Source organism: Pseudomonas sp. YL2 (assembly GCF_023063025.1).
Taxonomy (GTDB): Bacteria; Pseudomonadota; Gammaproteobacteria; order Pseudomonadales; family Pseudomonadaceae; genus Aquipseudomonas; species Aquipseudomonas putida_A.
Genome location: NZ_JAJSLU010000032.1, coordinates 1 through 10,867, shown reverse-complemented (window position 1 = coordinate 10,867; position 10,867 = coordinate 1). Strand labels below are relative to the sequence as shown.

The window sequence follows — 10,867 nt, the reverse complement described above, 5'->3', positions numbered from 1 at the left end:
GAGCTGAAGGCGCGTGGGGTGACGGAGTCAGTCGAAGAGCGGGTGGCGTTTACTCAGGCTCACTCCTACAGGGGAACGCATTCCAGATTGTAGGAGTGAGCCTGCTCGCGATAGCGGACTTACCGCCACTACAGGACTCAACCCTGCCCCCAATCTGCTCATCCCCGACATCCCCTCTAGGAGCAATTCCCTGAGAGGACTACAATCCCCACCCCGCCTCAATGGCCGATCTGCCCCGCCCATGTTGACCTGTTCCGTACACCCGCTACCCTACCGCGCCAATCCCGCCGACTACTTCGCGGCCATCCGCCATGCGCCCGGCGCCGTGCTGCTCGACAGTGGCCGGCCGAGTGCTGACCGTGGCCGTTATGACCTGCTCAGCGCCTGGCCGCTGGCACAACTGGCGGTGTTACCCGACGAAAGCGGCAGCCTGTTCCTGCAACGCCTGCGCGATAACCTGAGCCGTCTGGGCGAGGCGCAGCTGCCTGGCGAATATGACCTGCCGTTCGCCGGCGGCCTGATCGGCTACCTGAGCTACGACTTTGGCCGGCATCTGGAACACCTGCCGAGCCAGGCCCGGGATGATCTGCAACTGCCCGACGCGCGGTTCGGTCTGTACGACTGGGCGCTGATCAGCGATCACCAGACCGCCACCAGCCAACTGGTGTTTCACCCGTCACTGGCCGACAGCGAGCGGCAACGACTGATCGCGCTGTTCAGCCAACCGACTTCAGCGCCGCTGACCCCGTTCAAACTGAACACGCCGATGACTGCCGACCTTTCGCCGGACGACTATCGCCAGGCGCTGGAACGCATTCATCAATACATCCAGGCCGGCGACTGCTATCAGGTCAACTTCGCCCAGCGTTTCCGCGCACCGTGTCAGGGCGATCCGTGGCTGGCCTATTGCGCGTTGCGCGAGGCCTGCCCGACGCCGTTTTCCGGTTTCCAGAGCCTGCCCGACGGCGACGCGGTGTTGAGCCTGTCGCCGGAGCGCTTCGTCAAAGTCAGCCAGCGTCAGGTGGAAACCCGTCCGATCAAGGGCACCCGCCCGCGCGGCCTGACACCTGCCGAAGACGCCGCCAACGCCGCCGAACTGCTGGCCAGCCCAAAGGATCGCGCGGAAAACCTGATGATCGTCGACCTGCTGCGCAACGACCTCGGCCGCACCTGCCGGATTGGTTCGGTGCGGGTGCCGGAGCTGTTCAGCCTGGAAAGCTATCCGAATGTGCATCACCTGGTCAGCAGCGTGACCGGTGAACTGGCCGAGGATCGCGATGCGCTGGATCTGATTGCCGGCAGTTTCCCCGGCGGCTCGATCACCGGCGCGCCGAAGATTCGCGCGATGCAGATCATCGACGAACTGGAACCGACCCGGCGCGGTTTGTATTGCGGTTCGTTGCTGTACCTGGACGTACGCGGCGAGATGGACAGCTCCATCGCGATTCGCAGTCTGTTGGTCAAGGATGGGCAGGTGTGCTGCTGGGGCGGTGGCGGGATCGTGGCCGACTCGGACTGGCAGGCGGAGTATCAGGAGTCGATTACCAAAGTGAAGGTTCTACTGAAAACCCTGCAGAACCTCTAGACCACAACAATCCCTTGTAGGAGCTGCCGAAGGCTGCGATCTTTTGATCTTGTTTTTTTCAGATCAAGATCAAAAGATCGCAGCCTTCGGCAGCTCCTACAGGGATCGGGTTTACAGGCTCAGGTCGCGGTTCGAAGCCTTGATGAATTCCTGCTTCAACTCGACAAATGTATGCACCGCCGGAAACTGCGGGAACTCGCGAATCACGTTGTCCGGCGCATGGAACAGAATCCCCGCGTCCGCCTCGCCGAGCATGCTTGTGTCGTTATACGAATCCCCCGCCGCAATCACCCGGTAGTACAAGCTCTTGAACGCCAGTACCGACTGACGCTTGGGGTCTTTCTGACGCAATTGATAGCCGGTCACTCGCCCGCTGTCGTCAGTGATCAGGTGATGGCAGAGCAAGGTCGGGAAGCCCAGTTGCCGCATCAGTGGCTGAGAAAATTCGTAGAAGGTGTCCGAGAGAATCACCACCTGAAAGCGCTCGCGCAGCCAGTCGACGAACTCCACCGCGCCGTCCAGCGGCTTGAGGGTGGCGATCACTTCCTGGATGTCCGAGAGCTTCAAGCCGTGCTCGTCGAGGATGCGCAGGCGCTGCTGCATCAGCACGTCGTAATCGGGAATGTCCCGGGTGGTGGCCTTGAGGGATTCGATTCCGGTTTTTTCGGCGAAGGCGATCCAGATTTCCGGCACCAGTACCCCTTCAAGATCCAGGCAAGCAATTTCCACAAGACACTCCCGTTTGTAGTGATTATTGAGTCGAGCGAGCCCGAACTCTAGCGACTCCCCCGCCACCGCGCAACGCAGCGGGCACACCCTACTCCGCCGCTTTTTGTTACCATCGCCGCCATATAGAGCGCCCAGCGCCACCGACCTGTAGGAAGCCGCCCTGATGAGCCCAACGTTCGATGTCGTGGAACTCGCCACGACCTATGCCAACAAATCCGCCCAAGACATCCTGAAACTCGCGTTCGCCGAGTTCGGTGACGAGCTGTGGATATCTTTCAGTGGTGCCGAGGATGTGGTGCTGGTGGACATGGCCTGGAAGCTGAACAAGAACGTCAAGGTGTTCAGCCTCGACACCGGCCGCCTGCATCCGGAAACCTATCGCTTCATCGATCAGGTCCGCGAGCACTACAAGATCGATATCGAACTGGTGTCGCCGGACTACACGAAGCTGGAACCGTTCGTGAAGGAAAAAGGCCTGTTCAGCTTCTACAGGGATGGCCATGGCGAATGCTGCGGCATCCGCAAGATTGAACCGCTGCGGCGCAAACTGTCCGGCGTCAAAGCCTGGGCCACCGGCCAGCGCCGCGACCAGAGCCCGGGCACCCGCAGCGCCGTGGCGGTGCTGGAGATCGACACCGCGTTTTCCACGCCCGAGCGCACCCTGTACAAGTTCAACCCGCTGGCGCAGATGACCAGCGAAGAGATCTGGGGTTACATCCGCATGCTCGAACTGCCGTACAACAGCCTGCATGAACGCGGTTTCATCAGCATCGGCTGCGAACCGTGCACCCGCCCGGTGCTGCCGAACCAGCACGAGCGCGAAGGCCGCTGGTGGTGGGAAGAAGCGACGCAGAAAGAGTGCGGGTTGCATGCGGGGAATATCATCAGCAAGGCGTAAATCTCGCCCCAATGATGTCCACCCCTGTGGGAGCGGGCTTGCTCGCGAAAGCGGTCTGTCAGTCAGCGGATTTGTTGACTGGAAAGACGCCTTCGCGAGCAAGCCCGCTCCCACATTTGCTTCGTGGTGCCATAAAAAATGTGTACACACGAATGTCACCATCGGTGCCATTTATGTGTGCACTTTTTGCTTTCACGCCCTGAAAAGTTACATCCCTGCTGAATTCCCCTGCGCTCCGCCACCTCCGCAAAATCCCCCGCAAAAAATAAATACCTGTTCAATCGGTCAATTTATAACCAATCATTTTCAAACACTTAGCGCTCATCGATAACTTTTCGAAATGAGCGCAGCGCTGCATAGATCGCTGACTGGCACAGATCTGGCTTTGGTGCATACATGTTTTGTATACAAAACTGCAAAACATCAATCCACACTTTCGATCCGCAAGCCTGAAGCGCCCTATCCCGTACAGGCTGCAGATGCCCCGTAACCAGTGATGTCTGCTGGCCGCGACGAAGATTTGTCGAGCCCTGAGCTCATGCACAGTCATCGCGGCCCCGCCCATCAGGAGCCTGCCGGAATGCGTACAAGTCTCTCCAACAACATCGCGCTGAATCTGCCCGCCTCTGCCCTCGACCAGCCATTGCCCGACGCAGGTCTGGCTCAACCGTTACAACTGAGCCCGCGCCTGCACAACAGCGACCTGGCACCGACCCGCGCCGAAGGTCGGCGCTGGGGCAAATACAGCATCTTCGCCCTGTGGACCAACGATGTGCACAACATCGCCAACTACTCGTTCGCCATCGGGCTGTACGCCCTGGGCCTGGGCGGCTGGCAGATTCTGCTGTCGCTGGGGATCGGCGCGGCGCTGGTGTACTTCTTCATGAACCTGTCCGGCTACATGGGGCAGAAAACCGGGGTGCCGTTTCCGGTGATCAGCCGGATCAGTTTCGGCATCCACGGCGCGCAGATTCCGGCGTTGATTCGCGCGGTGATCGCCATCGCCTGGTTCGGCATTCAGACGTATCTGGCGTCGGTGGTATTTCGTGTGCTGCTGACGGCGATTCATCCTGGCTTCGCCGATTACGACCACAACTCGATCCTCGGCCTATCGACGCTGGGCTGGGTGTGTTTCGTGGCGATCTGGTTCGTGCAGCTGGCGATTCTCGCCTACGGCATGGAAATGGTTCGCCGTTACGAAGCGTTTGCCGGCCCGGTGATTCTGCTGACCGTCGCCGCCCTCGCCGCGTGGATGTACACCCAAGCCAACGCCACGATTGCCTGGTCGATCCGCGAACCGCTGAGCGGTGGCGAGATGTGGCGCAACATCTTTGCCGGCGGCGCCTTGTGGCTGGCGATCTACGGCACGCTGATCCTGAATTTCTGTGACTTTGCGCGTTCTTCGCCGTGCCGCAAGACCATCAAGGTCGGCAATTTCTGGGGCCTGCCGGTGAACATACTGGTGTTCGCCGCCATCACCGTCCTGCTCTGCGGTGCGCAATTTCAGATCAACGGACGGATCATCGAAAGCCCGACCGAAATCATCGCCTCGATTCCCAATACGTTCTTTCTGGTGCTCGGTTGCCTGGCGTTCCTAATCGTCACCGTGGCGGTGAACATCATGGCCAACTTCGTCGCCCCGGCCTTCGTCCTCAGCAACCTGGCGCCGAAGTACCTGACCTTCCGCCGCGCCGGGCTGATCAGCGCGACCATCGCCGTGCTGATCCTGCCGTGGAACCTCTACAACAGCCCGCTGGTGATCGTGTACTTCCTCTCCGGCCTCGGCGCCCTGCTCGGCCCGCTGTACGGGGTGATCATGGTCGACTACTGGCTGATCCGCAGAGGCCGGATCAACGTCCCGCAGTTGTACAGCGAAGACCCCAACGGCGCCTATTACTACAGCCGTGGAGTGAATTTCCGCGCGGTGGCGGCGTTCATTCCGGCAGCGTTGATCGCCATCGTCCTGGCGCTGGTGCCGGGCTTCCACAGCATCTCGCCGTTCTCCTGGCTGGTGGGCGCCGGCATTGCCGCGATGCTCTACCTGATCATCGCCAAACGTCAGCCGCACTACGCCGACATCAGCGGCGAATCGATCGCCGTCGACAACGTCAGCCATTAACTTCCTTGCGGCCCGGATTTGGGCCGCTGAACTGCCCGCAATAAGGACTTCCCATGCGTATTCTTGTGGTCAACGTCAACACCACCGAATCCATCACCCAGGCCATCGCCCGCTCGGCGCAGGCCGTCGCGTCTCCCGGTACGGAGATCGTCGGCCTGACACCGTTCTTCGGCGCCGACTCGGTGGAAGGCAATTTCGAAAGTTATCTGGCGGCCATCGCCGTGATGGACCGGGTGATGTCCTACGATCAACCGTTCGACGCGGTGATTCAGGCCGGTTACGGCGAACACGGCCGCGAAGGTTTGCAGGAATTGCTCAACGTGCCGGTGGTGGACATCACCGACGCGGCTGCCAGTACCGCGATGTTCCTCGGTCACGCCTATTCGGTGGTGACCACGCTGGATCGCACCGTGCCGCTGATCGAGGACCAGCTGAAACTCTCGGGCCTGTGGGATCGCTGTGCCTCGGTGCGGGCCAGTGGTCTTGCGGTGCTGGAGTTGGAGCACGAACCACAGCGCGCGCTGGAAGCCATCGTGCAACAAGCGGAACTGGCGGTGACTCAGGACAAGGCCGAGGTGATTTGCCTGGGCTGCGGCGGCATGGCCGGGCTGGATGAACAGATTCGTCGCCGCACCGGGGTGCCGGTGGTGGATGGCGTGACGGCGGCGGTGACCATTGCTGAATCGCTGGTGCGGCTGGGGTTGTCGACGTCCAAAGTGCGGACTTACGCGACGCCACGGCCAAAGCAGATCATTGGCTGGGCGGAGCGGTTTGCCCGGTAGACCGGGTTATCGCTCTTCGCGAGCAGGCTCGCTCCTACAGTGATCGGTGTTGCCCACAGATTTCGGGCACAACACTGTTCCTGTAGGAGTGAGCCTGCTCGCGATGGCCGCAACTCGGTCAAAAGCCAAACTCAGACAGCACTGAACCGCCGAGCCAACCCCCGCTCGGCAAACTGCTCAATCACAAAATCGACAAACGCCCGAGTCTTGCCCGGCAACAATTTATGCTCGGCGTAATAGATCGAAATGTTGCCGTCATCGATGTACCAGTCCGGCAGCACGCGTTGCAATGTGCCCGCCTCGAGATAACCCACAGCAAACGGCATGCTCACCAGTGCGATCCCCAACCCCTGCGCTGCCGTAGCGCAGGCGGCTTCGGAGTCGCTCATGGTCATTCGCGTCTTGAGACTCAAGGGCTGACAGAGCTGACTGCGGCCACTGATCAACTGCCAGGAGCGCACCCGACCGGTCTGCGGCGAACGAATCAGGATGCCATCGTGACGTTGCAGGTCATCCGGTTCGGCGATGGCTTCGTGCCTTTGCAGATAGTCAGCAGACGCCACCAACACGCGATGTGCGGGTGTCAACTTGCGTGCGACCACGCCTTGGGGCAATTCAAAGCCGCCGCCAATCGCCGCATCGAAACCCTGCCCAATCAAATCGACCTGACGGTTATCAAAATGCCAGTCAGGGTTGATCGCCGGAAACCGACGTAAAAACTCTTGCAGCAACGGCACGATGTACAAGCGCCCGAATACCGTGCCCATGCTGACTTTCAAGGTCCCCGCCGGCAGTCCTTCGACACTAGACAGATTGGCCACCGCATTCTGAATCGTCGTCAGACTGCCACTGACCTGACTCAAAAACAGCTGACCGGCCTCGGTCAGGGTCAGGCTGCGTGTACTACGCTGGAACAGCCGTACACCGAGCCGAACCTCAAGCTTCGCCACACTCTTGCCGACAGCGGCCGGGGTCAGGCTCAAGCGCCGGGCGGCTTCGGCAAAGCTGCCGACTTCGGCGCTGCGCACGAAGCATTCGATACTGCTGAAAGTTTCCATGATCGCCACTATAAACTTCTGGTTTACACAGACTATAGCAATCATGGTCTACACGGTTGTCGATGCGAGGCCGATACTCGGCTCCAACAACAAGGCACCCCGCCTTGAATTCTCTGGAGATCGAACATGACCACTCAACACCTCAGCGGCAAAGTCGCTCTGATTCAAGGCGGTTCCCGTGGTATCGGCGCCGCCATCGTCAAACGCCTGGCCGCCGAAGGCGCCGCTGTCGCATTCACCTACGTCAGCTCCACCGCCAAGGCCGAAGAGTTGCAGAACAGCATCACCGCCAGCGGCGGCAAAGCCTTGGCGATCACGGCCGACAGCGCCGATGAAGCCGCAATCCGCAATGCTGTCAGCGCCACCGTCGAAGCCTTTGGCCGCCTGGATATTCTGGTGAACAACGCCGGCGTCCTGGCCATCGCGCCGCTGGAAGACTTCAAACTGGAAGACTTCGACCAGACCCTGGCGATCAACGTACGCAGCGTGTTCATCGCGTCTCAGGAAGCCGCTAAACACATGGGCGAAGGCTCGCGCATCGTCAACATCGGCAGCACCAACGCCGACCGCATGCCCTTCGGCGGTGGCGGGGTGTACGCGATGAGCAAATCGGCGCTGGTCGGCCTGACCAAAGGCCTGGCCCGTGATCTGGGCCCGCGCGGCATCACCATCAACAACGTGCAGCCCGGCCCGGTCGACACTGACATGAACCCGGCCCATGGCGATTTCGCCGAGAGCCTGATCCCGCTGATGGCTGTCGGTCGTTACGGCACCGCCGATGAAATCGCCGGTTTCGTCGCTTATCTGGTCGGCCCGGAAGCCGGTTACATCACCGGTGCCAGCCTGACCATCGACGGTGGTTTTGGCGCCTGATTGCGCTGAATCCCGGATACAAAAAACGCCGCGCCTCCTTACAGAGGGCGGCGTTTTTTTATCGGCGCTTATTGGCTGATCAAGCCCATTCCAGCGCCGGCAAACCGCAGGCACTCGGGGTGAACGCCTTGAGCGTGCGCAAAATCCCGTCGGCATGCGCGTATTTTTCATCGGCCATGGCCGCGTCGGGAATCGCGATGGCCGTCATCCCCGCCGCTTTCGCGGCGGTGACGCCAAACGGCGAATCCTCGAACACCAGACAGTCTTCAGGCGCTACACCCAGACGCCGGGCGGCGGTGAGAAAGATGTCCGGCGCCGGTTTTGCTGCGCCAACTTCCGGGTCATCGGCGGTGACGATGAAATCGAACAGGGCAAACCAGTCGCGGTGCAAGGTGGTTTTCTGGCCGAACGACTGCCGCGACGAACTGGTGCCCACGGCGATCGGAATGTTGTGCGCCTTGAGGTGGCGAATCAGCTCCTCCGCGCCGGGCATCGCCTGGGCCTTGGGGAAGCGTTCGCGCATCAGCGGTTCGCGGATCAGCAGAAACTCTTCGGCGCTGATCGGCAGATCCAGCGCCTGCACCACGTAGTTCGCCAGGTCATTGGCGCCACGACCGATGATGTTCTGTTTAACGCTCCAGTCGAAGATCCGCCCGTAACGCTCGGCAATGAGCGAGGTGACCTCGGTGTAGATACCTTCGGTGTCCAGCAGCAAACCGTCCATGTCGAAAATCACGGCCTTGATCGGGCCAAACGTCTTCATCGGTGCATTCATCATCGGATCCGTTATCAAAAACATCCCGGGCGGCCCAAACGGCGCCGCTACGCGGATCTGATTAATGGGTTCAGCAGCATAGCGAGGCCAGCGGACATTGAGCAACGGGCAATGTTTACGGGCGGTGGAATGACTCGCTGACATTTAGCGAAATGCCCTACAGATAACGCCTACTTTCCCGACTTCTTTCCATGTTGATCCCCCGCAAAGTCCGCGCACCTCTTTCATGTGCGCGAGTGCTTGCGAATGTTCCAAACCGATCGGCTCCTGGCCCTGAACAACAGCATCGGCCTGCTGGTGGTTGCCGCCCTGAACCCGCAACACCCGGACTTCGAAACGCTGATCCGCGAGTTCCGCCTGTGCCTGAACAACTACGAGGCCTGGGCCGAGCAGTTCTGGACGGGTACGGCACTGGATGTCGAGCAGGTGTTCAAGGTCGGTGACCACGTCCGTCTAAGCGCTCCGGTCAAATCCCGCCAGCCGATCCAGACCCCGGTGGTCATGTGCCCCGCCAGCGGCCCGTTGACCTTGGTGCACCTGTTCGAGGCGGCGCGGTTCGTACCGATCGGCGATACCCCGGTGCTGCTCGAACCGGTGATCGGCGAAGTCGACGGGGTATTGAGTTTCGGTGAACCACTGCGACATACCATCGGCCCGAGCGGCATTCTGGAAGTCAGCGACTGCGACCGGGGCCAGCGTTATCGCATCACCTTCTTTCCTGATGTGTCCAGCGCCCATATCCAAGCGCTGTACACCTCCTATGAAGAGATTCTGGACGGGCTGGAGGTCTGGCTTCGCCAGGAGTGGGACGGGTTTCAGCCGCTGTGGACGGAGTTTTCCGGCGCCGGTTTGGCTGATCGTTACCAGCAGTTGCAACAGGCCGACTGGCGCGGTTTCGAGAAAGCCCTGCACGACATCTGGGATGACGTTAAACAGCTGTTTGCCCTGCTCGCCGACCTGCAGGCCAACAGTGAAAAACTCCTGCAGTACTTGAGCGATGTCGAGTTGCAAGCGCTGCTCGACGCCTCCGGCGAGGCCATCGCCAATGGCTTGCTGATCCTCAGTGACGAGCCGTTGCTGTTTATCCATCTGGCAGCCTTCACCAGTTGGTTGAAGATGCTGCCGCCGCAGTACCTGGCGGAAGTGGTGGCTGAAGTCCGGGTCGAGTTGTTGATCAGCTTTTTGCTGATGCGCGTTTGCGGCGGCGTTGGCGTGCCCGTGCGACTGAGCAGCAAGGTGCTGAGCAAGATCAAGTCGCCCCGGGCGCGGCAATGGCTGGCCGCATCGGCCTTGCGCCTGAGCGAACTGACCTCCACTGCGGATCTGAGCAAGCACGCGGGCGCGCTGAAGCCGTTGATGGTGCATGCGCGCGACATCCCGTTGAAGCCGACGCCGGCGATCCCGCTGAACATTCGACAAGCGGACGCCGTGGTTTTAAGCGTGCCAAATCCGGCACCGATGGCCCGGGACAAGTCCCGTGGCACGACGCGGATGGAGCGACACGAACCCCACGACGACAATCCCGATCAAGCGAAAAACCCCAACGGCGACAGCGCCGACTGCGCGCCGCTGACCTGCACCAACGGCTGTCCGGTGTCGATGGTCACCGGCGAAGAACTGCTGACCCTGACCGACGGCACGCTCGATGGGGTGTTGCCGTTCGAGTTCACCCGGCTGTACCGCACCAGCGCGGTGGAGATCGATGTCGGGCTGGGGTTTGGCTGGAGTCACTCGCTGGCGCATCGGCTGGAGTTCGATGGCGAGGCGGTGATCTGGGTCGATCACGAGAACCGCCGCACGCGGTTTCCGTTGCCCAGTGTGGAGCGGCCGGCGATTCACAACAGTCTGTCGCGGGCGGCGATTTTTCTCGGGGATGAGCCGGAGGAACTGATCCTCGCGCTGGCCGGGGATGCGGCGCGGTTTTATCACTTTCGTGCCGGGCGGCTGGTGGCGGTCAGTGATGCGTATGGCAATCGTCTGACGGTGCATCGCGATTTTTCCGAGCGTGTGCAGCGCCTGGATAACGGGGCCGGGCGGTCGTTGTTGTT

9 protein-coding genes are annotated in these 10,867 nt (G+C 60.9%); 6 read left to right on the top strand and 3 right to left on the bottom strand.

All coding sequences use genetic code 11. The annotated features are described in order from the left end of the window. Positions 1 to 241: 241 nt before the first annotated feature. On the top strand, positions 242 to 1,585 hold the full coding sequence (gene pabB, locus LVD08_RS27570) for an aminodeoxychorismate synthase component I (RefSeq protein WP_247269735.1): 1,344 nt from the start codon (positions 242 to 244) through the stop codon (positions 1,583 to 1,585). A gap of 111 nt (positions 1,586 to 1,696) precedes the next feature. On the opposite strand, the gene thrH is transcribed toward pabB, so the two are convergent. Then, on the bottom strand, positions 1,697 to 2,314 hold the full coding sequence (gene thrH / locus LVD08_RS27565; RefSeq protein ID WP_247269734.1) for a bifunctional phosphoserine phosphatase/homoserine phosphotransferase ThrH: 618 nt from the start codon (positions 2,312 to 2,314) through the stop codon (positions 1,697 to 1,699). Between the two features lie 163 nt (positions 2,315 to 2,477). Here thrH and LVD08_RS27560 point away from each other — a divergent pair, with 163 nt between their 5' ends. The 3 genes from LVD08_RS27560 (at position 2,478) to LVD08_RS27550 (ending at position 6,113) form a co-directional block, all read left to right on the top strand. Beyond that, a complete protein-coding gene (locus tag LVD08_RS27560; protein WP_047292986.1) occupies positions 2,478 to 3,212 on the top strand; it encodes a phosphoadenylyl-sulfate reductase in 735 nt (244 codons plus the stop codon). 580 nt (positions 3,213 to 3,792) lie between these two features. Then, the gene (locus LVD08_RS27555) at positions 3,793 to 5,331 is read left to right on the top strand and encodes an NCS1 family nucleobase:cation symporter-1 (protein ID WP_247269733.1); all 1,539 of its coding nucleotides are present in this window, start codon (positions 3,793 to 3,795) and stop codon (positions 5,329 to 5,331) included. A gap of 53 nt (positions 5,332 to 5,384) precedes the next feature. After that, positions 5,385 to 6,113, top strand: a complete 729-nt coding sequence (locus LVD08_RS27550; RefSeq protein WP_247269732.1) for an aspartate/glutamate racemase family protein — start codon at positions 5,385 to 5,387, stop codon at positions 6,111 to 6,113. 131 nt (positions 6,114 to 6,244) lie between these two features. Here LVD08_RS27550 and LVD08_RS27545 read toward each other — a convergent pair whose 3' ends face one another. After that, positions 6,245 to 7,171, bottom strand: coding sequence for a LysR family transcriptional regulator (locus LVD08_RS27545; RefSeq protein WP_247269731.1), 927 nt, complete (start codon positions 7,169 to 7,171; stop codon positions 6,245 to 6,247). Between the two features lie 126 nt (positions 7,172 to 7,297). Here LVD08_RS27545 and LVD08_RS27540 point away from each other — a divergent pair, with 126 nt between their 5' ends. Then, the gene (locus tag LVD08_RS27540) at positions 7,298 to 8,044 is read left to right on the top strand and encodes a 3-oxoacyl-ACP reductase family protein (RefSeq protein WP_247269730.1); all 747 of its coding nucleotides are present in this window, start codon (positions 7,298 to 7,300) and stop codon (positions 8,042 to 8,044) included. A gap of 79 nt (positions 8,045 to 8,123) precedes the next feature. On the opposite strand, the gene LVD08_RS27535 is transcribed toward LVD08_RS27540, so the two are convergent. Next, the gene (locus tag LVD08_RS27535) at positions 8,124 to 8,819 is read right to left on the bottom strand and encodes an HAD-IA family hydrolase (RefSeq protein WP_247269729.1); all 696 of its coding nucleotides are present in this window, start codon (positions 8,817 to 8,819) and stop codon (positions 8,124 to 8,126) included. Positions 8,820 to 9,065: 246 nt separating this feature from the next. Here LVD08_RS27535 and LVD08_RS27530 point away from each other — a divergent pair. Then, on the top strand, positions 9,066 to 10,867 hold a 1,802-nt coding region (locus LVD08_RS27530), incomplete at its 3' end, for a DUF6531 domain-containing protein (protein ID WP_247269728.1).